The following is a 24,642-nucleotide window of genomic DNA, read 5'->3' as shown; positions in this document are numbered from 1 at the left end:
GGGCCCCAAGCCTGCTGCACCGGCCCCAGGAAGGGGGCCTATAAAACCACCCAGAGGAGTGACCTCATGAAGAAATTGCTGTTGACCGGCGTCGCGCTCGGTCTTGGCCTCGCCTTCTCCGGCGCTGCCAACGCGCAGATCAAGGTCGGCGTTGCCGGTCCCATCACGGGCCCCAATGCCGCTTTCGGCGCGCAGCTCAAGAACGGCGTCGAGCAGGCTGTCGCGGACATCAATGCCGCTGGCGGCGTCAATGGCCAGAAGCTTGAGCTTGTCGTCGGCGATGACGTTTCGGACCCGAAGCAGGGCGTGTCGGTAGCGAACAAGTTCGCGGCCGAAGGCGTCAAGTGGGTTGTCGGCCACTTCAACTCCGGCGTGTCCATCCCGGCCTCGCAGGTCTATGAGGAAGCTGGCATCGTTCAGGTCTCGCCTGCGTCGACCAACCCGCAATACACCGAGCGCGGCATGTGGAACACGTTCCGCACCTGCGGTCGCGACGACCAGCAGGGCCTCGTGGCCGGTGCCTATCTCGCCGACAAGTTCAAGGGCAAGAAGGTTGCGGTCGTCCACGATAAGACCCCGTACGGGAAGGGCCTTGCCGACGAAACCAAGAAGGCCATGAACGGCAAGGGTCTCACGGAAGTCGTCTATGAAGGCATCAACCCGGGCGAGAAGGACTATTCCGCACTCGTCTCGAAGCTGAAGCAGGCTGGCGTCGACGTGGTCTATTACGGTGGCCTCCACACGGAAGCCGGCCTCATCATCCGCCAGATGCGCGACCAGGGCCTGAACGCCCCGATGATGTCCGGTGACGGCATCGTGTCGGCCGAGTTCACCTCGATCGCCGGCCCCGGCGCTGAAGGCACTCTGATGACCTTCTCGCCCGATCCGCGCAAGAACCCGAATGCCAAGGACGTGGTGGCGAAGTTCAAGGCCAGGAACTACGATCCCGAGGCCTACACCCTCTACTCCTACGCCGCGACCCAGGTCCTGGCGGAGGCCGCCAAGCAGGCCGGCAGCGTCGACGGCAAGAAGGTTGCCGACGTCATCCACGCCGGCAAGCCGTTCAAGACCGTGATCGGCGACCTGTCCTTCACCAAGAAGGGCGACATCACCCGTCCGGACTACGTCATGTATGTCTGGAAGAAGGGCGCCGACGGCAAGATCGACTATTCCGGCAACGAAATCGGCATGTAATCGATCGGCCTTGAGCTGAACCTATGGAACCCGCCCTGGAGACAGGGCGGGATTTTTCATGAGCAACGGACAGGTTGCAGGGCGCCGCGGCGTTCAGCGGCCGAAGGAAAAGGACCGTCGCGTCCCGGAAAAGGCCGCGCAAGTCTACCGCCAAGCTCGCTTGACTCCAATATACTGGATTTATAGTCTGGTTTCATGGAAGCCGAGTACGACATCAATCGCCACCTCGCGGCACGGCTGCGCGGCCTGCGAACTGCGCGCGGCCTGACGCTCGACGGACTGGCCGAGTTGACCGGCGTCAGCCGTTCCATGATCTCCCTCATCGAGCGCGGCGAGAGCAGCCCGACCGCCGTTGTCCTGAACAGGCTGGCATCAGGACTTGGTGTAAGTCTTGGCTCCCTGTTCGTGACCGAGGCCAGGCCGGACGCATCGCCCCTCGTCCGCCATGCCGGGCAGAAGGAATGGCGCGATCCGGAAAGCGGCTATCTGCGCCGCATCCTGTCGCCGCCCGGGGTTTCGTCCCCTCTCGAACTGGCGGAGGTCGTCCTCCCGCCCGGCGCCCGGGTCGCCTACGACTCGGGACTGCGCACCAACGGCATCAGCCAGCAGATCTGGTTGATCGAAGGCGAGGTCGTGGTGACGACGGGAGCCGACACCTTTCGCCTCGGCGCCGGCGATTGCCTTGCCATGCGGATCGACCGGCCGAACGTGTTTTGCAACCCCACCGACCGACCGGCACGCTATCTCGTGGCGCTCGCGCCCGACGCCGCGCCCGGTGGCCTCGGCGAGAGACAACGTTGAGGACCCTTCCCATGACCGAATCCATCTCCGTCTGCATCCTGACTGCGCCGGAGGCCGAGAGGGCCATCAGCGGCCTGTCGGACGTGCTGATCGACTGTGTCGAGGGTGGCGCCTCGGTCAGTTTCATGGCGCCGCTGAGCGAACAAAAAGCCCATGCGTTCTGGCAGGATGTGGCCGGCGGCGTCGCCCGGGGCGAGCGCATCCTCCTCGTCGCCCGGGACCAGGACAGCGGGACTGTCGTCGGCACCGTGCAGGTGGTGCTCAAACAGCCGGACAACCAGCCCCATCGCGCCGACATCGCCAAGATGCTTGTCCATCGCAATGCCCGGAAACGGGGCGTCGGCGCGGCTCTGATGCAGGCAGCCGAAGCGGCCGCCCGCCAGGCCGGCAGATCGGTGCTCGTGCTCGACACCGTGACAGGAGGCGACGCCGAGCGCCTCTATGCGCGCCTCGGATGGATGCGCGTGGGCGTCATCCCCAATTATGCCCTCTGGCCCCGCGGCGGGCTCTGCGACACGACGGTGTTCCACAAGCAGATCGGAACGGCGTGAGAGCGGAGCGGTGACGCGCCTCTGTTGTCTGGAACCTATCCCAGCCGTCCCAGCGCCGGGAATGTTTCCAGCAGCCAGAAGGACATGTTGCCGATCCAGCCGGTCAGGAAGGCGATGCCGGTGAGGACGAGGAGCACGCCCATCGTCTTTTCAACCACGGAGAAATGCGAGCGCATACGTTTGGTGAGCGCCACGAAGGGCTTCATGGCGAAGGCGGCGAGAAGGAAGGGGATGCCAAGGCCCGCCGAATAGGCAGCAAGAAGCAGGGCGCCGCGGGACACGCTCGCCTCCGATCCGGCAACGGTCAGGATAGCGGCGAGTACGGGACCGATGCAGGGGGTCCAGCCGAAGGCGAAGGCAATGCCCATCACGTAGGCGCCCCAGAGGCCGACCGGCCGGTTCACGGAGAATCGGGCCTCGCGATAGAACAGCCCGATGCGGAAGAGCCCGAGGAAATGCAGGCCCATCGCAATGATGGCGAGGCCCGCAAGCCAGCTCAGCACGTCGAGATATTGCCGGACCGCCTGGCCGAGTGCGGACGCGGTGGCGCCCAGCAGCACGAAGACGGTCGTAAAACCCGCTACGAACAGGAGCGCCGCGAGCATGGCACGCCGCCGGACCGCGCCATCGCCCGCGCTGAGGCGGTCAAAGGTGGTTCCCGCTAGAAATGACAGATAGGGCGGCACCAGCGGCAGAACGCAGGGGCTCAGGAAGCTGATGAGGCCGCCGAGAGCCGCAGCCGGTAGCGAGACGTTGAGCATGAGGCCTTCTAGCCGGTTGCCTGCGCACAGGAAAGCCTGCGTGGCGAAGGGTCGCCAGCTTGTGAACGCGGCCGTTTTGAGCTTGCCTTGCGCCATGACCGCCTTGCGCAACCTCATCACCGACATCGCCGGCCTCAGCATCGGCAATGCCCATGACCCCGCCCTTGCCTCGGGCGTCACGGTCGCCCTGTTCGACACGCCGACGGTCGCCTCCTGCGCCGTGCTCGGCGGTGCCCCCGGCACCCGGGAAACCGACCTTCTCGAACCAGATAAAATGGTGCCGGGCATCCATGCGGTGACCCTCTCGGGCGGCTCCGCGTTCGGCCTCGATGCGGCGAGCGGAGTCCAGGCCTGGCTGCGCGAGCAGAAAATCGGCTTTCCCGTCGGAGATGTCCGTATTCCCCTGGTCTCCCAGGCCGTCGTCTTCGACATGCTCAACGGCGGCGACAAGGAATGGGGCCGCTACCCGCCCTATCGGGACCTCGGCTACGAGGCGGCGCGCAACGCCTCCACGGTTTTCGATCTCGGCACCGCCGGCGGCGGCTATGGCGCGACGACGGCGAATTTGAAGGGCGGCCTGGGCTCCACGAGTACGGTCACCGTATCCGGCCACCTCGTCGGCGCCTTGGTGATCGTGAACAGCATCGCCTCCGCCGTGATCGGCCAAGGACCACACTTCTGGGCCGGCACCCTGGAGGAAGGAGACGAATTCGGCGGCCTCGGCCATCCCGTCCGGATCGAGCCCGAGCAGCGCAGGCTGATCTGGAAAGGCGGCCCGCAACCAGCGACTACCATCGCCCTCGTCGCCACGGATGCGATCCTGACCAAGGCCCAGGCCAAGCGCCTCGCCCTCTCGTCCCATGCGGGCATCGCGAGGGGCTTGCGTTTTTCTCACGCCCTCTACGACGGCGACACCATCTTCACTGCCGCCACCGGGCGAAAGCCGCTCGGGGACGATGCGGATTTCACCCACATCACCGCAGCCGCCGCCGATTGCCTCGCCCGTGCCATCGCCCGCGGCGTGTATGAGGCAACGGCCCTGCCGTTCCCCGGAGCGCAGCCGGCGTGGAGAGATCTTCATGGAAGAACGGAATCGAAGAACTTGCATACGACCTGATGGGTCAAGTCGATCCTCGTATAGGAGGTGCAACACCTCAGGAAAACGTGACCAGTCGGGATCGCAATACGAAATATTTACGCAACGTCATCATTGTAACGCCCTCGCCAGAACATGGGACGGGAGGGTTGCATGAACACAAGGATCGGAGTCGCGACGGCCGTAATCGTTGCGGGATTGGCGTCGGCCAGCGGCGCTCGCGCCGAGGATCCGCCGAAGATGGTCGGAACATGGAAAGGCATGGCGCAGGCCGTCCACATCGGCTCCAATCCCTATCGGGTCGCTGAAAAGAACGGACCGAACTTTTCCGGCAATGAGATCGAGTTCACCTTCGCGATCAAAGAGCAACAGGGAAATCGCTTCGCCGGGACCTCGAGCAACGGCAAGTTCACGGAGACCCTGATCGGTGCCGTCAGCGGCGACAACAAGACCGGAATCATGACGGATGACGACGGCAGCTTCGCCTTCACGCTGCGGGACGCCGATACCCTCGATGTCTGCTACCACCACAGCTTCGCCACGAGCCGCGTCGTCTCCTGCTGGACACTGAAGCGCGCAGCGAGCTGATCGTCACGCCCGGATCGGAATGCAATGAGCCGGGGCGAGTGATCGCCCCGGCTCATTTCTTTGATACCTCATGCGGGCAGCGGCGGCGCTCGTCAGAAACGCTCGGGCCGGTAGGGCTTGGGATCGATCACGGGCGCTTCCCCGGTCACCATCTCGGCGATCAGGCGGCCGGTGATGGGCCCCAGAGTCATGCCGTGATGGGCGTGGCCGAAGCTGAACCAGAGGTTCCTGTGGCGGGGGGCGCGTCCGATGATCGGCATCATGTCGGGCGTGCAGGGGCGCATGCCCAGCCAGGGCTCGGGATCGACCCGCTCCCCGAGTGGGAAGAATGCTTTCGCGATCGGTTCGGCGCGCTGGAGCTGCACCGGGGTCTTCGGCGCGTCGCGGTCCGCGAATTCGGCGCCCGTGGTGAGGCGAATGCCCCGGGCCATGGGGGCCAGGAAGTAGCCGCGCTCGAAATCGAGGGTCGGGCGATTAAGCACCGCGTTGCCCTCCGCCTTGTAGTGCATGTGGTAGCCGCGCTTCACCGCCAGCGGGAAACGGTAGCCGAGCTTCCGCGTGACCACGTCGGCCCAGGGACCGAGCGCCACGACGACATCGCCGGCCTCGACCGGCCCCTTCTCGGTCTGGAGGCGCCACCCGCCGGCGTCCTGCTCGAGGGTCTTGGCATCGCCCGCCGCCAGTTCCCCGCCCAGGCGCTCGAACAGCTCCACATAGGACATGACGAGGGCGTGGGGATCGTAGATGGCGGCAGGATCCGTCCAGTGGATGCCGCCCTTCAACGCCACCTTGAGATGGGGCTCGCGCTCGGCCACCGCCTTGCCGTCCAGTGCGTCGAAATTGACGCCGAAATCGCGCTTCACCTGCTCCGCATCGCGGAACTGGGTCTCCATGGCCTTGTCGGAACGGAAAACCTTCATCCAGCCGGTCGGGCGGATGAGCTGGGTCGAGCCCGCTTCCTCCGCCAGCGCCATGTGCTCGATGACGCTGTGTTCGATCAGCGGCGCATAGAGCCGTGCGATCGCCTTGTGCTCCTCGGGGCGGGAATGCATCCAGTACCGGAACAGGAAGGGTGCGAGCTTCGGGAGCGCCGCCAGGTGATAGGAGGCGTCGATGGTGTTGTTCAGCGCATAGCGCGCGAGCGCGCCGAAATCGTGCGGGAAGCCATAGGGGTAGACGCCCTCGCGCTGGATCAGTCCGGCATTGCCGAAGGACGTCTCAAGGCCCGGCTGCCGCTTGTCCACGAGAAGGACGGAACGACCCCTCTTCTGCAAATGAACGGCAATCGACACGCCGACAATGCCGGCGCCCAGAACCACAACATCCTTACGCATGAAGACCCTGCCCCGTTAATGTCTCAAAGCCGAGCGGCAAGAGGCGCCCAAGCCTCTTGCGCGAGGCTTCTTTACTCCCGTTCGTTCGGGGCCGTCCATGTCTTTCCTGTGGCAAATGGCCCTCTCCCCAGCTGTCTCGGCCCGGCAGGCCCACCGCGCCCCGTTGCCGCGCGGCGAGGCCCGTGCTACCGCGCGGGCATGACACGCCCCCTGCTCATCGCCCCTTCCATCCTGGCCTCCGATTTCGCCAAGCTCGGCGAGGAGGTCCGCGCCATCGACACAGCCGGTGCCGACTGGATTCATATCGATGTCATGGACGGCCATTTCGTCCCCAACATCACGATGGGGCCGGACATCGTGAAGGCCATCCGGCCGCACACCAAGAAGGTGTTCGACGTCCATCTGATGATCGCCCCGGTCGATCCGTATCTGGAGGCCTTCGCGAAAGCCGGCGCGGACATCATCAGCATCCATGCGGAGGCGACCCCGCACTTCCACCGCTCCCTCCAGATGATCCGGGGACTCGGCAAGAAGGCCGGCGTTGTCCTCAATCCGGGCACCCACGAGAGTGTCGTCGAGCCGGTGATCGACCTCGTCGATCTCGTCCTGCTGATGACCGTGAATCCTGGCTTCGGCGGGCAGGCCTTCATCTCATCGGTCGCCCGGAAGGTGGGTCGGGTCAAGGCGATGATCGGGGATCGTCCCATCGACCTCGAGATCGACGGCGGCGTAACGCCGGAAACCGCTCCGATCGTGGCCGCCGCGGGCGCGAACGCCCTCGTCGCCGGCTCCGCCGTCTTCAAGGGCGGCCCGGAATCCTATGCCGGGAACATCTCCGCGATCCGCGAGGCGGCGGCGAAGGCGCGTTGAAGTTCCCCTTCGCCGTCTGATAGGATGCCATTCGGGTCCTGCGGTTCTGCTCTGCCGCGCGCGCTCCGGCGACCGCTCCCTCTCATGACACCGTTCTGAGGAGGCTCGAATTGCTAAGTTCACGCTGCCGCCAAGGATCCCCAACTCGGCGAGGGCCGGTCTCGGCCCGACCGGGACGACGACACCAAGCCGCGCATCGACGCATAGGCACCGACCGTGAGGGTTGCGGGCCGGAGATGCCAGGCGCCTGCCGGACCGCTCCGGCTCTCATGAACTGCGCCAATGCCTGTTCCCAAGGGGGTTCTGAGACCGTGCTCAGGCTTCCGCATGGACCTCGAGAAAGGATCGGGTGATGCTGGTCGAGCGGATATTGCACATCGCGAAAGAACGGCTTGTTTCGGTCCAGGAGGACGCGCCCCTTCTGGCCGCCGCGAAGCTCCTTAGCCAAGGCCATAACAATATCGTCCTGGTCTGCTCGGAGAGCGGTGTCGTGTCCGGCGTGCTGACCAAGACCGATATCGTCCGGCAAATGACCGTATGCCGCGGCGATGGGTGCATGGCGTCGGCGGCGAGCGTGATGACGCGGGACATCACGGCCTGCCGGCCCGAGGACTGGCTTGTGGATGCCTGGTCTGTCATGAAAAGCACCGGATTGCTGCAGTTGCCCGTTCTCGGCTCGCGCGCGGAAGCCCTCGGCGTCCTCTATGCCCGCGACGCCCTTCAGGCCTTGCTGGGAGAGATCGAGGACGAGGAGCAGATGCTGCGCGATTACGTCATGTCCGTCGGATATCGCTGATCGGGGCCGAAGCCTCCCCGGACCGGCCGGCAGCGTGACGGCGGCTCCTCGATCCTGAGGGCAATGTTGAGATCGACGGCTTGGCGTGTTACCGCCGTCGAACCCCCATCGATTGCATGAGACGAGCCCATGATCCCCCGCTACAGCCGCCCCGAGATGGTGGCCATCTGGTCGCCCGAAACCAAATTCCGGATCTGGTTCGAGATTGAGGCACATGCCACGACCGCGCTGGCCGATCTCGGCGTCGTTCCGAAGGATGCCGCGCAGCTCGTTTGGGACAAGGGCTCCAAGGCGACCTTCGATGTCGAGCGCATCGACGAGATCGAGCGTGAGGTCAAGCATGACGTCATCGCCTTCCTCACGCATCTCGCCGAGATCGTCGGGCCGGAGGCTCGCTTCGTCCACCAGGGCATGACCTCCTCCGACGTGCTCGACACCACCTTCAACGTGCAGCTCGTGCGCGCCTCCGATCTCCTCCTGAAGGACATCGAGGCCCTGCTCGCGGCCCTGAAGCGACGCGCCTTTGAGCATAAGATGACGCCGACCATCGGGCGCTCGCACGGCATCCATGCGGAGCCCACCACCTTCGGCCTCAAGCTCGCCCAGGCCTATGCGGAATTCGAGCGCTGCAAGCTCCGGCTCATCGAGGCCCAGCGCGAGGTTGCCACCTGCGCCATTTCGGGCGCCGTCGGCACCTTTGCCAATATCGATCCGCAGGTCGAGGAATACGTGGCCGAGAAGATGGGGCTCTCCGTGGAGCCGGTCTCGACGCAGGTGATCCCCCGTGACCGGCATGCGATGTATTTCGCGACGCTCGGCGTCATCGCGTCTTCCATGGAACGCCTCGCGGTCGAGATCCGGCATCTGCAGCGGAGCGAAGTCCTGGAGGCCGAGGAATTCTTCTCGGCGGGCCAGAAGGGCTCGTCGGCCATGCCGCACAAGCGTAACCCCGTCCTGACTGAAAACCTGACGGGCCTGGCGCGCATGGTCCGCGCCTACGCCCTGCCGGCCATGGAGAATGTCGCCCTGTGGCACGAACGGGATATTTCCCACTCCTCCGTCGAGCGCATGATCGGTCCAGACGCCACAATCACCCTCGATTTCGCCCTGGCGCGGCTCACGAGCGTCATCGACAAGCTCGTCGTCTACCCGGAGAACATGCAGAAGAACCTCGATCGCCTCGGCGGTCTCGTCCATTCGCAGCGCGTGCTCCTGGCCCTCACCCAGAAAGGCGCTTCCCGCGAGGAGGCCTATCGTCTCGTTCAGCGCAATGCCATGCCGGTCTGGCGCGGAGAGGGAGATTTCCTGACCCTACTAAAGAATGATCAGGACGTGACGAAGTATCTTTCCCCACCGGAAATCGAAGCCTGCTTTGACCTTGGCTACCACTACAAGCACGTGGATACGATCTTCACGCGGGTCTTCGGCGCAAGCAAAGCATAGCTTCGGGCTGGAAATCTTTCCGCAATGCGCGACAATCCCCGTCCGGAGATAAACGACGACGGGGATAATCCATGCTGTCGGAGAGACTTCTCAAGGCGGCCCTGACGCGGGCCGTGAAACATGGCACCCTGACCATGACAACGGCCCAGGGGGGCAAGTTCACCTTCGGCGACGGAACCGAGCCCAAGGTCGCGATCCGCTTCACCGACGATGCGGCCCAGCTCGCACTCTGCCTTCACCCCGAACTGAAGCTTGGTGAGCTTTTCACGGACGGCCGGCTCATCGTCGAGCACGGGACGATCTTCGACCTGCTGCAACTCCTGCTTCAGGACACGCATGGAGAGCTCGACGAACTTCCCCTTCATCGCCTGCGCAAGATCCGGACGTGGATGAAGTTGCGCAGCGAGAACGATGCGCTTCGCTCCAAGCGCAATGTCGCTCATCATTACGATCTGGACGGGCGCCTCTACTCTCTCTTCCTCGACAGCGACAAGCAATATTCCTGCGCCTATTTCGACCATCCCGACGCCACCCTCGAGGAGGCCCAGATGGCCAAGAAGCGGCATATCACCGCCAAGCTCCTCCTCGATCCGGGTCAGAGTGTCCTCGATATCGGCTCAGGCTGGGGCGGTCTCGGGCTGTACATGGCCCAGGCCGGCGGCGCGGGCTCGGTGAGAGGCGTTACGCTGTCGGAGGAGCAGCTCGACATCTCGCGAAAGCGGGCAGCAGCCGCCGGCATCCTGGAAAGGGTCCGTTTCGAGCTCGAGGACTACCGATCGACGCAAGGAACCTTCGACCGCATCGTCTCGGTCGGCATGTTCGAGCATGTGGGCGTTCCCTCCTACGACACCTATTTCGCCACGTGCCAGCGCCTCCTCAAGAACGATGGCGTGATGCTGCTCCACACCATCGGACGCACGGGCCAGCCCTACCCGACCAATCCCTGGATCGCCCGCTATATCTTTCCCGGCGGCCATCTTCCGACCCTCTCGGAAGTCACGCCCGCCATCGAGCGCGCCGGACTGATCGTGACCGATGTGGAGATCCTGCGCCTGCACTACGCCTTCACGCTGGAGAAATGGCGCGAGCGCTTCATGGCCCACCGGGAAGAGGTGCTTCGTCTCTACGACGAACGCTTCTGCCGGATGTGGGAGTGCTATCTCGCCATGTCGGAATCCGCCTTCCGGTTCCAGGACGCTGTGGTGTTCCAGATCCAGCTCGCCAAGCGCAACGATGTCGTGCCTCTGACGCGGGACTACATTGCCGAGCGAGAGGCTGCGCTCAAAGTGGCGGAGACGACGGAGATGCGGTGGAGCGCCTGAGGTTCGATCTTGAAGGTGGACCTCGGGACCTCTACCTCGGGACCATGAAAACTTCCGATTGCGACATCCTCATCGTTCCCGGCTACCAGGATTCCGGCGTCGACCATTGGCAAAGCCGCTGGGAGCGGCAGCTCTCGACCGCGCGGCGGATCAAACAGGAGAGCTGGGATTCTCCCAGGAAGGACGACTGGGTCAGGACGATCGTCGAGGACGTGGGGCGGGCCCGGCTGCCGGTCGTTCTCGTCGGCCACAGCCTGGGCGTCCTCGCCATCGCCCATGCCGCGCCGCTTTTGCCCCCCGACAAGGTGCAGGGTGCGTTTCTGGTAGGACTCCCCGACGTGGAAAGGGTTGGTTTCGTCCCGGAGATCGACCGCGCCTTTGCACCGATCCCCCGGGAGCCCCTGCCCTTTCCCTCCGTCCTCGTGGCGAGCCGCACGGATCCGCATTGCGATTACGAGAAGGCGGAGGACGTCGCCTATGCGTGGGGCTCCGCTATCGTCGATGCAGGCGACGCCGGGCACATCAATACGGATAGCGGCCACGGGCCCTGGCCAGAGGGTCTGATGCGGTTCGCGGGATTTCTCAAGATCCTCTGACCCGCTCCTCCACATGACAAAAAGTTCATGTTGCAGTCACCTCGGCGAGAGCAAGCTGAGCCGATCCTGACATCCTCAACTCCAAGGAGGAGACCTGCATGAAAACTCTCGCCATCCTATCCGCAGCTACGGCCCTCGTGGTGGCCGGCACGGTGGCCTACGCTCAGCCCGCTCCTCCGCCGCAGGGCGGATCCGGCCCGCGACCGCAGATGAGCCGGGAGGATTTCGACTCGTTGACCGATGCCAGGATCGCCGCCATCCAGGCCGGGCTCAAGCTCACCCCCGATCAGCAGAAGCTGTGGGGGCCTGTCGAGCAGGCTCTCCGGGCTCAGGCCGCATCACGGGCGCAGCGGATCGAGGAAAGGCGCCAGCAGGGGTCCCGGACGGAGCGGCCCGACATGATGCAGCGCCTCGAGCGGCGCGCCGATCTGGCCGCGAAGGGCGCTGCAAACCTCAATGCGCTCTCCTCGGCCATGAAGCCCCTCTGGGCCTCGCTCGACGACCGCCAGAAGCGGCTTCTGCCAGTCCTGATGCGTGAGGGCCGCCAGGGCCGCGGCGCCTGGCGCGGTCATCACGGCCCACGCGGACATATGGGCATGATGCAGGGCCGTCCCGGAATGATGCAGCGCGGCCAGGGCATGATGGGATCGGGCGGAGAACAACCCGCCCAGCCGCCGAAACAGCCGTAAATGAAAGGCCGCCACCTTGGCGGCCTTTCTCTTTAGACCGTCGCTCTGGGACGGCCCAAAGGGCCCCGCGAAGCGGGGAAACCCATAAACGTCAACGGTTCAGGATCAGGCGCAGCATCGATCACGCTCTTTTCCAAACCGTCTTGGTTATGGGCTCCGGGCCCGCACCTTTGGTGCGTCCCGGAATGACAGTGTGAGAGCATCAACCTCCGTCATTCCGGGGCGAGCGAGGCGAGAGTCCGGAACCCATAAACGGCAACGGTTGAGGATAGAACGTAGCGGCAACCATAGCCCTTCGTCCTGCATCGTCGGTGGCTACGGGCTCCGGGCCGAGCGGCACGCACTGTCCCAGAACGACCGAAGATGCGGCGATGGAGCAAGAACGAAAAAGGCCGCCCCGGAGGGCGGCCTTTTGGATTTGCAACCAGCGTCGCGGCAATCAGCGCGAATAGAACTCGATCACGAGGTTCGGTTCCATCTGAACCGGATAGGGCACCTCCGACAGGGTCGGGATGCGGGTCACCCGGGCTGTCATCTTGGAATGATCGACCTCGATGTAATCCGGAACGTCACGCTCGGCGAGCTGAGAGGCCACGACGACCACCTCGAGTTGCTTGGACTTGTCCTTCACCTCGATCACGTCACCCGGCTTCACCAGGAAGCTCGGGATGTTGACGCGGCGGCCGTTGACCTTCACGTGACCGTGATTGACGAACTGGCGCGCGGCGAACGGGGTCGCAACGAACTTGGCGCGATACACGACCGCGTCGAGACGGCGCTCGAGCAGGCCGACCAGGTTCTCGCCCGAGTCGCCACGCTGGCGGATCGCTTCCGCGTAGTAGCGGCGGAACTGCTTCTCGGTGATGTTGGCGTAATAGCCCTTCAGCTTCTGCTTGGCGCGCAGCTGCGTGCCGAAGTCAGAGAGCTTGCCCTTGCGGCGCTGGCCGTGCTGGCCGGGGCCGTATTCGCGGCGGTTGACGGGGCTCTTCGGGCGGCCCCAGATGTTCTGCCCCATGCGGCGGTCAAGCTTGTGCTTGGCCTGAATGCGCTTCGACATCGCTGTTCCTCTTGCTCAGGTCGAAATTGCGAGGAACGCGCCCTCCTCTTCCCTTACGGGACGACAGGCCGGCCGGAGCCGGGCCACGGGAGCGTAAAAAGTGAACGCGGCCCTTGCGGGACCGCGCGAACCGGGATGGCCTAGGGGAAAACGGCCCAAGTGTCAAGGAAGACCTGCGCTCACGAGGTCAGGAGGCTCCCTGTCCCGGAGCGGCGGGGCCGACGGCGGCGAACAGGTAGCGCTCGAACCAGTCCGGAAAGGCACGTGCCAGCACCTTCGGCCCCTCCACGGTCAACCCTGTCCGCAGCGCCTCGCGGAAATCGATATCGCCCCGCCACCATGCCACCAGGGCGGGAAGCCGGGCACGCACGCGCAGCGGCTCCGGAAATCCCGGGTTCTGGTTACACAGGGAGGCTTCCCCTGCCTTGAGCAGCATGAAGCGAGGCGCCTTATTATCGATCTCGAACCGGACGACGACCGGCTCCCTGGGCAGAGCCTCGACACGGACCCGCCGCTTCATGTCGACGAGCACGGGCTCTAGGTCGAGGTCCTCACTCTCCGCCTGCCTCGGCAGCCACCGTTGCCCCCAGGTGCCCAGGGCGCTCACGAGGGCTGCCAGCTCCCGGCCCGACTCCGTGAGATCGTATTCGGGACCATGTCCGCCGTCGCTGCGCATAACGGCCCCGACGTGGATCAGCTCCTGCAGCCGCTCCGAGAGCATGGTCCGTGAAATGCGCGGTATGCCGCGGCGGATATCGTTGAAACGGCGGCTCCCGCAGAGGAGCTCCCGCACGACGAGCAGCGTCCACCGACCGCCCAACGCTTCATGGGCGCGCGCCACCGCGCAGAACTGGCCATAACCCGACATGCCGAAGCGCTATCATGCTCCCCCCGGCCTGAGAAGTCCGGATTCCGGACCTGACATTCCCGCCGCTCTGGCCTAAGCGCTGGTGGGCGACCGGATAAACGAGGGACGGGACTCATGAATGGACAGCGGCACACCATCCTTGAACGCATCGGCAATACCTCCCTATTGGCCCTGCGCAATATCGTGCCCGGCAACGGCGCGCGCATCCTGCTGAAATTGGAGAGCGAGAACCCGACGGGGAGCATGAAGGACCGGATGGCGCTCGCCATGATCGAGGCGGCGGAAGCGGACGGTCGCCTCCCGGCTGGCGGTCCTGTCGTGGAGTATACCGGCGGCAGCACCGGCGTGTCCCTGTCTCTCGTCTGCGCCGTCAAGGGCCATCCCCTGCATATCGTAACGTCGGACGCCTTCGCCCGCGAAAAGCTCGATCACATGAAAATTCTCGGAGCGCGGCTCCAGATCGTGCGAAGCGAGAGCGGCCGCATGACGGAAAAGCTCACGCGGGACATGATCGAAGGTGCGCGCGTGATCGCGGAAGCAACCGGAGCCTACTGGACGGACCAGATGAAGAACCGGGACCAGCTCGCCGCCTATGACACACTTGCGGAGGAAATCTGGAATCAGACCGCCGGTCGCATCGATGGCTTCGTCCAGAGCGTCGGAACCGCAGCGTCGCTTCGCGGGACAGGAGAGGCTCTCCGACGCCGCGACGACAGGATCAGGATCGTCGCCGTGGAGCCTTCCGAATCTCCGGTCCTGTCGGGCGGCCCGCCGGGAGCTCACAAGATCGACGGCATCGGCGCGGGATTCGTCGTGCCGCTCTGGCAGAAGGACATTGCGGACGCCATCGAACAGGTCTCGACGGAGGAGGCGATGGCGATGGCCTTCCGCCTCGCACGGGAGGAAGGCCTGTTTGCCGGAACATCCACCGGCGCCAATGTCATCGCCGCATTGCGGCTGGCCGACCAATTGGGACCCGATGCGACTATCGTCACCATCATGTGCGATACGGGAATGAAGTATCTGCGAACGTACGGCACCAAGCTCGTCTGAGCGGCGCGCGTCTCCCCGGCGGCCCGTCGTCATCCCAGCATGGGGCTGCGCTCTATTCCGCGGGCTCGGTCGCCGGCTTCGCGCCGGCCCCTTCCTTTCGGATGACCTAAAGCGGCAGGTCCTCGACAGTGATGACGGGCAGGCCCTTCTGCCCAAGTGCCGTGCGCAAGGGCGTGGTGAGCCCGCTCCCTTCCGTGAACACGGCGACGGCCTCGTCCTCCCCCTCCTCATGGCCCGGAACGGGTCCGCCGATGAGCTGCACCACGCGCCGGGCGATGGCCGGGGCAGGGTCGATCCAGGTCACGGGCCAGGGCGCGAGGGACCTCAGGCGCGACAGAAGCAGCGGATAATGTGTGCAGGCGAGCGCCACCACGTCGGTGCGGCGCCCACCCTCCTCCACGAAGCAGGGCAGGAGCTCGGCCACCAAGTCCTCATCGGGAACGGGCCGACCTTCGAGCTCCGCTTCCGCATATCCCGCGAGTTTCGTCGAGCCCACGAGTTTCACCCGGCAGCCGGCGGCATAGGCCGCGACAAGGCCGCGGGTATAGTCTCGTGCAACGGTGCCCGGCGTCGCGAGGACCGTAACGAGGCCGCTGCGCGTCGTCTGCGCGGCCGGCTTGATCGCCGGCACGGTGCCCACGAAAGGGATCGGGAAGCGTCGGCGCAGATGCGGCAGCACCAGGGTCGAGGCGGTGTTGCAGGCGATCACCGCAAGATCGGGATCGTAAAGGCCGATCAGCCGCTCCATGACCGTCAGCACTCGGGCGACGAGGGCCTCCTCCGAGAGGCGGCCATAAGGAAACGCGGCGTCGTCGGCGGCATAGACAAAGCGCGCATCTGGACGCGCCTTCAGCACCTCGGAAAAGACGGTGAGTCCGCCGAGGCCTGAATCGAATACCAGGATCGTGGGCACGGGAGCCGGCATGGCGGCCGGGTTATAAGCGGTTCCAGCCAGAAGATCGACCTGCATGCCTGCCTCGCCTCTCAGGACCGGCCGGACAGGAACCCGGATAATGTCTGCCGAGTCTCGCTCGGCGCGAGGTTCAGCTTCCGGCGCGGGCCCTTCTCTGGCTTCTCGTCATCGCCCTGCCCCTTCGGCATCTGCGCCGAAAGGCGTCGAACAGGCCAGCCGTCCGTCCAGGCGCCCATGTCGATAAAGCTCGGATCGCGAGCGAGGGCAGCGGCATCCTTGCCCGAGAATGCCGCCTCCGCCGCCATGTCGAAGGTCTTCCAGAAGGCGAGATAATCGAGCGAGTCGGTCGGGTTGTTGCCGAGCTGCGCCGTCAGGATCGTCTGCTCTCCGGTCAACGCCATGTCGGCGCTCCAGCGCCAGGTGTTCTTCTGCTTCGGATCGCGGGGTGGATCGGGCTGCACCTTGATGGTGGCGGCATCGTAATCCGCCTTCGGCGATCCCGGCGAGGCCAGCGTCGCGGTGAGGGCCGGAAAGCCATGATCGTCCGAACCGGCGCGCATGAAGAGCTTGCGGCTGGCGGGAATGGTCTCGGTCTCCTTCAGGAGGCGCCGCGCGGCGCGATCCGTCGGGAGGTAGTCGCGGTCGCCGCTCATGGCGATGAAAAGCATCGACGGGTCGACGGCGGACAGGTCGGCGAGCGGGATGCCCCGCGCCTTCGGATCGGACGCGATGCCGCCGGGCATGACGCCGAAAAGCAGCTTCGGCACGGGCAGGCCCTGGTCCCTGTCCGCGGCCGCGAGATTGAGCGCGATCGGTACGCCCGCGAGATGCCCGATATAGGCGACGCGCTCGAGATCGGGCCGGGCCGCAGCGTCGGCCGCCAGCGCGTCCAGCGCGGCCCTAACGAGGCCTGCGGCAATCCCCGACGCATCGGCGGGGCGCGTGCGGTTCACGTCCTGGAAGCGCGGATAGAGAACGACATAGCCCCTGCGGGCCAGGTGGTCGATCCATCCTCCGTAGAGGCCGGGATTCGTTGCGCCCCAGGAATGGAGGAACACCGCCACCGGACGGGGAGCGCTTGCAGCGTCCGCACCATGGAATACGAAGGTTGCAGCACCCACCGTGCCGATGGCCCGCTTCACGACCTGGGATACCGGATAATCGGCGCCACCCGGCCCGCGCACTGGCTGTTTCGGCGGCGAGGCGGCGAGGGCCGCCGGAGCCATCAGACAGGTGCCGATGAGGAGGAAAGCGGATAGCGGGCGACGCATCATGCGACTCTGTTCTGACGGCAAGCGAAAATTACGCTCGGGCTATCAAACCATAAGATCTTTAACGGTTTCTCAAGCGACGACCTTCCGCAAGGGCACGAATCGCCCCGCGCAGGGTGCGGACCTCCTGCTCCGTCATTTCGAGGCGGTGAAAGATGTCCCGCATGTTGCGCGCCATGATCGGCTTCTTGTCCTCGGGAAAATAATTCACCGCATCGAGCTCGTTCTCGATGTAATCGAAGAACGAGACCAGCATCTCCCGTGGCGCCGGCAGCGACGACCTTTCCCCGGAGAACGGCAACGCGCCGCCGGTCGCGCATCGCTGCCATTCGTAGGACATGAGAAGCACGGCCTGCGCGAGGTTGAGGGACGAGAATTTCGGGTCGACCGGAAAGGTGACGATGGCGTCGGCGAGCGCGATCTCGTCGTTCTCCAGGCCCGTCCTCTCGCGTCCGAACAGGATGCCGACCCCCTGCCCTTCGCCGATGCGCCCGTGCGCCTCCGCCATCGCAGGTTCGGGGCCGAAGATGCGCTTCATCTGTCCGCGCTCGCGGGCCGTGGTGGCGAAGACGTAGTTGAGGTCGGCGATCGCTTCCCGTGCCGTGTCGAAGAGCTTTGCGCTTTCGAGGATATGCGTCGCCCCCGAGGCAGCAGAATGGGCGCCCTTTTTCGGCCAGCCATTGCGGGGGGAGACGAGGCGCAGTTCCGAGAGACCGAAATTCGCCATGGCCCGGGCGACCATCCCGATGTTCTCGGCAAGCTGTGGCTCGACCAGGACGATGATGGGATGTTTCATGATCGCATTCTCGGACCGTGCGGCGATGAGCAGGGGATGACACGATCCGGCGGGGCGAAGTCAAGGGGGTTCGGGTCGCGCCTCCTGAACCGGAGAGCGGGATAACGCCGCATGATTGAGCGGGTCATTTGCGGCCTCTACAGACATGACTGAGTGAAATGACAGTATTCACCCAGAAAAGACATGTTTTGCCTGGAGGATTTGAAACCTATCGCGCATCTGCATTCTGGAGACCCGAAAGGTACACGGCCATGAGCAGGCGGAGAGCAGGCACTCGTCTTAGTCGAACGCGAATGCTGAAACGGATGCTGCTTCCATGGCTGGTATGGGCGGCGGGAACGATAGGCCTCGGCGGAACGAGCCAGGCGGACGAATTGGCAGTTCCGAGCGCCGCCCCTTCCGCTCCGGCCGTCAGCCCCACCGGAACTCTTTTCAAGAACGTCCGCATCTTCGACGGCAGAAGTCCGGTGCTGTCGCCTCCTTCCGACGTACTGGTCAAAGGCAATCGCATCGAGCGCATTTCGACGGACCCGGCGGCTCTGGAAGCGGATGCGAATCTCCAGGTCATCGCCGCAGGTGGGCGGGTGTTGATGCCGGGCCTCATCGACGCCCACTGGCATGCCTTCATGGCCGCGACGCCCCAATCGGTCCTGATGACGGCCGAGACGTCATATCTCCATCTGCTGGCGGCGCGACAGGCCGAGGCGACCCTGATGAGGGGTTTCACGACCATCCGTGACCTCGGCGGTCCTGTATTCGGGCTCAAGCGTGCCATCGACGAAGGCGTCATGACTGGTCCACGGATCTATCCGTCCGGGGCCTTCATCTCCCAGACCTCCGGCCATGGCGATTTCCGCTTCCTCTTCGAACTGCCGCGAAAGCCGGGCGGGCCACTGAGCTATACCGAGACCCAGGGAATTTCGGCGATCGCCGACAGCCCCGATGAAGTCCGGCTGCGGGTGCGCGAGCAACTGAGAATGGGGGCCAGCCAGATCAAGCTCATGGCCGGCGGCGGCGTCAGTTCGCCGCCTCACAATCCGATCGAGTCGACCCAGTACACGGAGGCGGAACTGCGTGCGGCGGTCGAGGCCGCGGAGAACTGGGGCACATATGTTGCCGTCCACGCCTACCATTCGCGGTCGATCCAGATGGCCATTCGCGCGGGCGTCAAGGTTATCGAGCACGGACAGCTTGCCGACGAGGAAACGGCCCGGATGATGGCGGAGAAAGGAATCTGGTGGAGCCTGCAACCCTTGACCTACGACACCCACATGTCCGAACACATGCCGGTTGCGTCACGGCAGCGGGCCATGCAGGTATTCGAAGGCACCGACAATGCCTATCGGCTGGCCAAGAAATACAACATCAGGACGGCTTTCGGCGCCGATATTCTCGGCGATGCAGACGCGGCCGGCCGACAGGGAGCCGCCCTTGCCATGCTGGCGCGCTGGTACACACCCGCCGAGGCACTCAGGATGGCGACCGCGGACAATGGTGAACTGATGGCTCTTTCGGGCTTCATCAATCCCTATCCCGGCAGGCTCGGAGTCGTGGAGGTGGGAGCCCTGGCCGACCTGCTGCTGGTCGACGGCGATCCCCTGGAAAACCTCGATCTCGTCGCGGATCCGGGCAAGAGCTTTCTCGTCATCATGAAGGACGGCAGGATCTATAAAAATTCGCTGCCCAGGTGAGGCTTCCTCCCGGCTTCTCGCAAAGAAAAAGCCTCCCCGAGGCCCAGTCGTCGAGGAGGCTCTGACGGTAGGCCCGCCGAGACGGGCCATTGTCTCGAGTGTTACCAGCAGCCCCAGCCGCAATAGTAGTGCGGACGCGCGGCGGCGGCGCCGATGGCGGCTCCGCCGATGACGCCGACGGCCGTACCGACCGCGACCTGGCTCGCAGCGGCGTTCGACTGCGCGACGTTGTTGCGGTAGTTGGCATTGGTGCAGCGGGCATAGGCCTTCGTGCCGGGCTTCAGGCCCGATTCGACGCAGACGTTCTCGGCATTGGCCATGGATTGTTCAGCGGTCTGGCAGCCGGCCAGAAGCAGGGCCGTGGCCCCCATCCCGATGATGATAGCAAGACGCATTTTCAGCTCCCCATATGAAGATCGGCAATTCGCCCTCGGGCTCTAAATGGAATATCATCTCAAGAGTCAAGTGATATTACGTTAGGTTACCTCATCAGGCTGTTCATAAATTCAACAGCTCAGCTTCCGCGGCAGTGCGGCAGCACACGGAGTGTTTGCCCAAGGGCAGGAATGGGAACCTCTCCCCGCCTCCGCCATTTCCCTCACGCTCTCCGGACACCCCCATATCCCGATCCTTGAAATGGAGTCTGACCACATGCAGCGGCTGCTTTCCCTGCAGGCCGTCTTCGGCTTGCTGCTGATGGCGGGAACGGCCGGAGCGGCACCGGCGAACAGAGCGCCCTCGGAGCCGGCCGCACCCCTCTTTCACGGCCATTGGTGCGGCCCGGGCGACGAGAACCGGGCAAGGCCCGTCGATGCCCTGGATTCGGCCTGCCGGGCGCACGACCTCTGCTACGAGCGGATGGGACGGGGCGCCTGCTCCTGCGACAAGGCCTTCCTGAGGGCGACGGCGCGCCTCATCGCCAGCCGGCGAATGGACGAGACCTTGCGCGGCAAGGCGGCAACGGCCAATTCCCTGTTCAGCGCCACCCCCTGCGTCGAACCGCAGAAAAATCGCCCGACCACCGCCCGGCGCTGAATTCCCGCCGAAAGTCGACCCTTCCCCCTCGGGCCCAGTCGCGCTATAGCCCGCGCCACGATGCCTGCCGTCCGGCGGGCGGTCCCAAAGCTTTCAAGCGCAAGGTGAGATCATGGCGAAGATCAAGGTTGCCAATCCGGTCGTCGAACTCGACGGCGACGAGATGACCCGTATCATTTGGCACTTCATCAAGGACAAGTTGATCCACCCCTATCTCGATATCGATCTCAAGTACTACGATCTCAGCGTCGAAAATCGCGATGCCACCAACGACAAGGTGACGGTCGAAGCGGCGGAGGCCATCAAGAAATACGGCGTCGGCGTGAAGTGCGCCACCATCACGCCTGACGAAGCCCGCGTGACGGAGTTCAACCTCAAGGAGATGTGGAAGTCGCCGAACGGCACGATCCGCAACATCCTCGGCGGCGTGATCTTCCGCGAGCCCATCATCTGCAAGAACGTTCCGCGTCTCGTGCCCGGCTGGACCCAGCCCATCATCGTCGGCCGCCACGCCTTCGGCGACCAGTACAAGGCCACCGACTTCAAGGTGCCCGGCAAGGGCCGCCTGACGATCAAGTTCGAAGGCGAGGACGGCACTGTCATCGAGAAGGAGGTGTTCAAGTTCCCGGACGCCGGCGTCGCCATGGCGATGTACAACCTCGACGATTCGATCCGCGACTTCGCCCGCGCCTCGCTGAACTACGGCCTGAACCGCAAGTATCCCGTCTATCTCTCCACGAAGAACACGATCCTCAAGGCCTATGACGGCCGCTTCAAGGACATCTTCCAGGAGGTCTACGACAACGAATTCAAGGCGAAATTCGACGCCGCCGGCATCACCTACGAGCATCGTCTCATCGACGACATGGTCGCCTCGGCTCTGAAGTGGTCGGGCGGCTATGTGTGGGCCTGCAAGAACTACGACGGCGACGTACAGTCAGATACGGTTGCGCAGGGCTTCGGCTCGCTCGGCCTGATGACCTCCGTGCTGATGACGCCGGACGGCAAGACCGTCGAGGCGGAAGCAGCCCACGGCACCGTGACCCGCCATTACCGCGAGCATCAGAAGGGCAAGGAGACCTCGACCAATTCCATCGCGTCGATTTTCGCCTGGACCCGCGGCCTCGCCCATCGCGCGAAGCTCGACGACAACGCGGAACTCGCCAAGTTCGCCGATACGCTGGAGAAGGTCTGCGTCGACACGGTCGAGGCCGGATATATGACCAAGGACCTCGCCCTCCTCGTCGGCGCCGAGCAGAAGTGGCTCTCCACCACCGGCTTCCTCGACAAGATCGACGAGAACCTCAAGAAGGCGATGGCGGCGTAAATCCGCCTCGTCTGCGGCGGCACCTCAAAGGCGCCGCACCATGCGATCGGTCAGGTCCTGCGAGAGCTTCGCGAGACCTGACCACGGATCCTGCCTCAGGTTCTGCAGACGTCCGGGCAGATTCGCGATGCGGAACTGCTGCCCGCTGCGCAGCGCAGGAAGCTCGTCCCACCCAATGGGCGTCGAGACTGGAGCCCCGCCACGAGCCCGCGTCGAGTAGGCCGCAACAGCCGTCGCGCCACGTCCATTGCGAAGATAGTCGATGAAGATCCTACCGGTCCGCGCTCGCTTCGCCATGGTGGCTGTATAGCGATCCGGATTGTCCTTCGACATCGCGAGGGCAACGCGCCCGGCGAAGTCCTTCACCCGATCCCATCCCGCCTTCGGACTTAGCGGCACGACCACGTGCAAGCCCTTTCCACCCGTGGTCTTCACGAAGCTTGCGAGGCCCAGCGCACTCAGGCGCTCGCGGACCTCCATTGCACTTTCCGCGATGGCGCTCCATGGCACATCGTCGCCTGGATCGAGATCGAAGGTCATCCTGTCGGGCTTATCGATCGCGGCGAGGGTCGAGCCCCAGGGATGAATCTCGAGGACGCCAGCCTGCACAAGGGCCAGGAGGCCACCGAGGTTCTGGATCGCAAGGACCTCGTCGCCGCCGATATCGACCCGTCGGACGAGATCCTCGTCCAATCCAGCCCAGGCATGTTTCTGGAAGAAGCACTCCTTCTGCGATCCCGATGGGCAGCGCAGGAGCGACAATGGCCTGTTGACGATGTGTGGCAGGATCCAGTCGGCGATGTCGGCATAGAACTCCGCCAATCCGAGCTTGGTCACACCTTCCCCCTCCCAGAGCAACCGGTCGGGATGGGTCAGTTCCATCGCCGGACGACGAGACGATGGCATGGTCGGCACGCGGCCGGCCGCGATATCCTCCCGCACGACCTCCCGCGGATCCTTGTCCTCCCGCAGGCCCTTGAAGGCCGCGTGGCGCAGGTTTCCGTCATGCGTCCACCCCCGATATTCGATTTCGGCGACAAGTTCGGGCCTGACCCAGCGCGCCCCGCGCCGCGCTTCCGTCGTCAGGCGCCCGGCGAAGGGCGAGGCCGGAATGTCCCGCGCACCGAGATCGGACCATAGCGCCTGTGCTGCCGCAGCCGTAAAGCCAGTGCCTGTGCGGCCCACATGGACGAGCCTGTCGCCATCGTAATAGCCGAGGATCAGCGAACCGACGGCCTTGCGGCTCGTGGATGAGGCCACATATCCGCCGATCACGAATTCCTGCCGTTGCGTACACTTGCTCTTGATCCAGATGTCGCTGCGTCCCGATCGATAGGGTTTGTCCGCGCGCTTGGAGACGATGCCTTCCAGCCCGATGCGACAGGCATGGCGAATGAGGGAGGCGCCATCATCGGCAATGTGATCGCTGAACCTGACAACACCACCGGCCGGCACATCGTCGAGGAGAAGCTGGAGAAGGGACTTGCGGTCGAGGAGCGTCGCTCCGCGCAGATCCCGCCCGTCGCAGTAGAGCAGATCGAAGGCGTAGAACGCCATGCGGTCCATGCGATTTTCCATCAGGTCCTGCTGCAGCGCCGAGAAGCTCGAGACACCGGATTCATCCTCGACCACGACTTCGCCATCGATGAGCGCCGAGGAGAGCTTGAGATCCCTCAAGGCCCTGGCGATGGGACGGAACTTCGCCGTCCAGTCGAGACCTTTCCGGGTCAGCAGCCGCACCGTGCCGCCGTCGATCCTCGCCTGCAACCGATAGCCGTCGAACTTGATCTCATGAAGCCATTGTGGACCCGCCGGCGCGGTGGCCAACCTGGCGAGGCACGGCTCGACGAAAGGCGGTAAAATCGCCTTCTTCGCACCAGGGACAGCCTTGCCGCGCTTCGTGTCCTTGGGGCGCGACGCGCCGACCTTGGCGCGTGCGGCATGATCGGAGCGCACCTCGCCCTCACAGGCCAGCTCCTCGATGGTGCGGCCCGACAGTACGGAGGTTGTTTCCGTGTCCACGATCTCGGGCTCGCCGACTTTGCGGGCGTATTCATCGTCGGATTTCAGAAGCAGCCATTGCTCCTTGGTCTCGCGCGGCTTCGGCCGCGTGCGCACAAGATGCCATCGCCCTTTCAGGCGGAGGCCTTCGAGGGTGAAAGTGAGGTGCCCCTTCGCATAGCCCTCGCGGACATCGCCTTCCGGACTCCAACACCCCTCGTCCCATACGATCATCGTTCCACCACCGTATTGACCGGCAGGAATGACGCCTTCGAAGGAGAGGTAATCGAGCGGGTGATCCTCGGTATGGATCGCCAGACGTTTCTCGCCCGGCACGAGGCTCGGGCCCCGGGTGACGGCCCAACTCTTCAGCACGCCGTCATGTTCGAGCCTGAGATCGAAATGCAGTCGCCGCGCGGCGTGCTTCTGTATGACGAAGCGTTTGCCTTTCGTCCGCGCACGCTTTCCCCTGGGCTCGTTGGTAACGGAGAAATCGCGTCTGGCATCGTAGATCTTGAGCGAGTCGCTCGCGTCGCGCCTGCGCTTGGGAACCGTGCGCGGCTTTTTCGCAGGAGTGTCTCTGGCCATC

Annotated in this window: 24 protein-coding genes; 15 read left to right on the top strand and 9 right to left on the bottom strand. The window is 64.6% G+C overall.

From position 1 onward, the window contains the following. Nucleotides 1-66 precede the first annotated feature (66 nt). From AC522E_RS05825 to AC522E_RS05815, 3 genes are all read left to right on the top strand, one after another. Entirely contained in the window at nt 67-1,194 is a 1,128-nt protein-coding gene (locus tag AC522E_RS05825; protein ID WP_500749440.1) for a branched-chain amino acid ABC transporter substrate-binding protein, read from the top strand. Between the two features lie 195 nt (nt 1,195-1,389). Then, complete coding sequence (locus AC522E_RS05820; protein WP_500749439.1) at nt 1,390-1,995, top strand: helix-turn-helix domain-containing protein; 606 nt, start codon at nt 1,390-1,392, stop codon at nt 1,993-1,995. Nucleotides 1,996-2,006: 11 nt separating this feature from the next. After that, nucleotides 2,007-2,546, top strand: coding sequence for a GNAT family N-acetyltransferase (locus AC522E_RS05815; RefSeq protein ID WP_500749438.1), 540 nt, complete (start codon nt 2,007-2,009; stop codon nt 2,544-2,546). A gap of 35 nt (nt 2,547-2,581) precedes the next feature. Here AC522E_RS05815 and AC522E_RS05810 read toward each other — a convergent pair whose 3' ends face one another. After that, nucleotides 2,582-3,307: a cytochrome c biogenesis CcdA family protein gene (locus tag AC522E_RS05810; protein WP_500749437.1), complete on the bottom strand. Its 726-nt coding sequence runs from the start codon at nt 3,305-3,307 to the stop codon at nt 2,582-2,584. A gap of 40 nt (nt 3,308-3,347) precedes the next feature. Here AC522E_RS05810 and AC522E_RS05805 point away from each other — a divergent pair, with 40 nt between their 5' ends. Both AC522E_RS05805 and AC522E_RS05800 read left to right on the top strand, forming a co-directional pair. Then, nucleotides 3,348-4,424 (top strand): P1 family peptidase, encoded by a 1,077-nt coding sequence (locus AC522E_RS05805; RefSeq protein WP_500749436.1) that lies wholly within the window; start codon nt 3,348-3,350, stop codon nt 4,422-4,424. Nucleotides 4,425-4,556: 132 nt separating this feature from the next. Further along, complete coding sequence (locus tag AC522E_RS05800; RefSeq protein ID WP_500749435.1) at nt 4,557-4,991, top strand: hypothetical protein; 435 nt, start codon at nt 4,557-4,559, stop codon at nt 4,989-4,991. A 92-nt stretch (nt 4,992-5,083) separates the two neighbouring features. Here the strand turns inward: AC522E_RS05800 and AC522E_RS05795 are convergent, their stop codons facing one another. Beyond that, nucleotides 5,084-6,325 carry an NAD(P)/FAD-dependent oxidoreductase gene (locus tag AC522E_RS05795; RefSeq protein ID WP_500749434.1) on the bottom strand — a complete coding sequence of 414 codons (1,242 nt, stop codon included), beginning with the start codon at nt 6,323-6,325 and terminating at the stop codon, nt 5,084-5,086. A 198-nt stretch (nt 6,326-6,523) separates the two neighbouring features. On the opposite strand from AC522E_RS05795, the gene rpe reads away from it, so the two are divergent. The 6 genes from rpe (at nt 6,524) to AC522E_RS05765 (ending at nt 12,041) form a co-directional block, all read left to right on the top strand. After that, on the top strand, nt 6,524-7,195 hold the full coding sequence (gene rpe, locus AC522E_RS05790) for a ribulose-phosphate 3-epimerase (protein ID WP_500749433.1): 672 nt from the start codon (nt 6,524-6,526) through the stop codon (nt 7,193-7,195). Nucleotides 7,196-7,547: 352 nt separating this feature from the next. Further along, nucleotides 7,548-7,991, top strand: a complete 444-nt coding sequence (locus AC522E_RS05785) for a CBS domain-containing protein (RefSeq protein WP_500749432.1) — start codon at nt 7,548-7,550, stop codon at nt 7,989-7,991. Nucleotides 7,992-8,120: 129 nt separating this feature from the next. Next, nucleotides 8,121-9,434: an adenylosuccinate lyase gene (gene purB, locus AC522E_RS05780; RefSeq protein WP_500749431.1), complete on the top strand. Its 1,314-nt coding sequence runs from the start codon at nt 8,121-8,123 to the stop codon at nt 9,432-9,434. A 71-nt stretch (nt 9,435-9,505) separates the two neighbouring features. Then, nucleotides 9,506-10,756 carry a cyclopropane fatty acid synthase gene (locus tag AC522E_RS05775; protein WP_500749430.1) on the top strand — a complete coding sequence of 417 codons (1,251 nt, stop codon included), beginning with the start codon at nt 9,506-9,508 and terminating at the stop codon, nt 10,754-10,756. Between the two features lie 44 nt (nt 10,757-10,800). Next, nucleotides 10,801-11,352: an RBBP9/YdeN family alpha/beta hydrolase gene (locus AC522E_RS05770; RefSeq protein ID WP_500749429.1), complete on the top strand. Its 552-nt coding sequence runs from the start codon at nt 10,801-10,803 to the stop codon at nt 11,350-11,352. Nucleotides 11,353-11,450: 98 nt separating this feature from the next. Next, entirely contained in the window at nt 11,451-12,041 is a 591-nt protein-coding gene (locus AC522E_RS05765) for a Spy/CpxP family protein refolding chaperone (RefSeq protein ID WP_500749428.1), read from the top strand. 439 nt (nt 12,042-12,480) lie between these two features. Here the strand turns inward: AC522E_RS05765 and rpsD are convergent, their stop codons facing one another. Both rpsD and AC522E_RS05755 read right to left on the bottom strand, forming a co-directional pair. Beyond that, the gene (gene rpsD / locus AC522E_RS05760) at nt 12,481-13,098 is read right to left on the bottom strand and encodes a 30S ribosomal protein S4 (RefSeq protein ID WP_500749427.1); all 618 of its coding nucleotides are present in this window, start codon (nt 13,096-13,098) and stop codon (nt 12,481-12,483) included. 187 nt (nt 13,099-13,285) lie between these two features. Next, entirely contained in the window at nt 13,286-13,966 is a 681-nt protein-coding gene (locus AC522E_RS05755; protein WP_500749426.1) for a winged helix-turn-helix transcriptional regulator, read from the bottom strand. A gap of 114 nt (nt 13,967-14,080) precedes the next feature. Between AC522E_RS05755 and AC522E_RS05750 the strand changes: the two genes are divergently transcribed. Beyond that, the gene (locus AC522E_RS05750) at nt 14,081-15,019 is read left to right on the top strand and encodes a PLP-dependent cysteine synthase family protein (RefSeq protein ID WP_500749425.1); all 939 of its coding nucleotides are present in this window, start codon (nt 14,081-14,083) and stop codon (nt 15,017-15,019) included. Nucleotides 15,020-15,125: 106 nt separating this feature from the next. Here the strand turns inward: AC522E_RS05750 and murI are convergent, their stop codons facing one another. From murI to AC522E_RS05735, 3 genes are read right to left on the bottom strand one after another with little or no spacing between them, the layout of a single operon-like run. Further along, on the bottom strand, nt 15,126-15,989 hold the full coding sequence (gene murI / locus AC522E_RS05745) for a glutamate racemase (protein ID WP_500749424.1): 864 nt from the start codon (nt 15,987-15,989) through the stop codon (nt 15,126-15,128). A 14-nt stretch (nt 15,990-16,003) separates the two neighbouring features. After that, the gene (locus AC522E_RS05740) at nt 16,004-17,206 is read right to left on the bottom strand and encodes a dienelactone hydrolase family protein (protein ID WP_500749423.1); all 1,203 of its coding nucleotides are present in this window, start codon (nt 17,204-17,206) and stop codon (nt 16,004-16,006) included. A gap of 58 nt (nt 17,207-17,264) precedes the next feature. After that, entirely contained in the window at nt 17,265-17,999 is a 735-nt protein-coding gene (locus AC522E_RS05735; RefSeq protein ID WP_500749422.1) for an RNA methyltransferase, read from the bottom strand. Between the two features lie 293 nt (nt 18,000-18,292). Between AC522E_RS05735 and AC522E_RS05730 the strand changes: the two genes are divergently transcribed. After that, nucleotides 18,293-19,690 (top strand): metal-dependent hydrolase family protein, encoded by a 1,398-nt coding sequence (locus tag AC522E_RS05730; protein ID WP_500749421.1) that lies wholly within the window; start codon nt 18,293-18,295, stop codon nt 19,688-19,690. A gap of 101 nt (nt 19,691-19,791) precedes the next feature. Here AC522E_RS05730 and AC522E_RS05725 read toward each other — a convergent pair whose 3' ends face one another. Further along, the gene (locus tag AC522E_RS05725; RefSeq protein WP_500749420.1) at nt 19,792-20,085 is read right to left on the bottom strand and encodes a hypothetical protein; all 294 of its coding nucleotides are present in this window, start codon (nt 20,083-20,085) and stop codon (nt 19,792-19,794) included. Between the two features lie 256 nt (nt 20,086-20,341). Between AC522E_RS05725 and AC522E_RS05720 the strand changes: the two genes are divergently transcribed. Continuing rightward, the gene (locus AC522E_RS05720; protein ID WP_500749419.1) at nt 20,342-20,725 is read left to right on the top strand and encodes a phospholipase A2 family protein; all 384 of its coding nucleotides are present in this window, start codon (nt 20,342-20,344) and stop codon (nt 20,723-20,725) included. 112 nt (nt 20,726-20,837) lie between these two features. Continuing rightward, complete coding sequence (locus AC522E_RS05715) at nt 20,838-22,052, top strand: NADP-dependent isocitrate dehydrogenase (protein ID WP_500749418.1); 1,215 nt, start codon at nt 20,838-20,840, stop codon at nt 22,050-22,052. Between the two features lie 24 nt (nt 22,053-22,076). Here AC522E_RS05715 and ligD read toward each other — a convergent pair whose 3' ends face one another. Beyond that, the gene (gene ligD / locus AC522E_RS05710) at nt 22,077-24,641 is read right to left on the bottom strand and encodes a DNA ligase D (protein ID WP_500749417.1); all 2,565 of its coding nucleotides are present in this window, start codon (nt 24,639-24,641) and stop codon (nt 22,077-22,079) included. Between the last annotated feature and the right edge of the window lies 1 nt (nt 24,642).

The sequence above is a fragment of the Microvirga sp. BF8 genome, from assembly GCF_059888585.1.
This window is presented reverse-complemented; position numbering and strand designations above follow the sequence as displayed.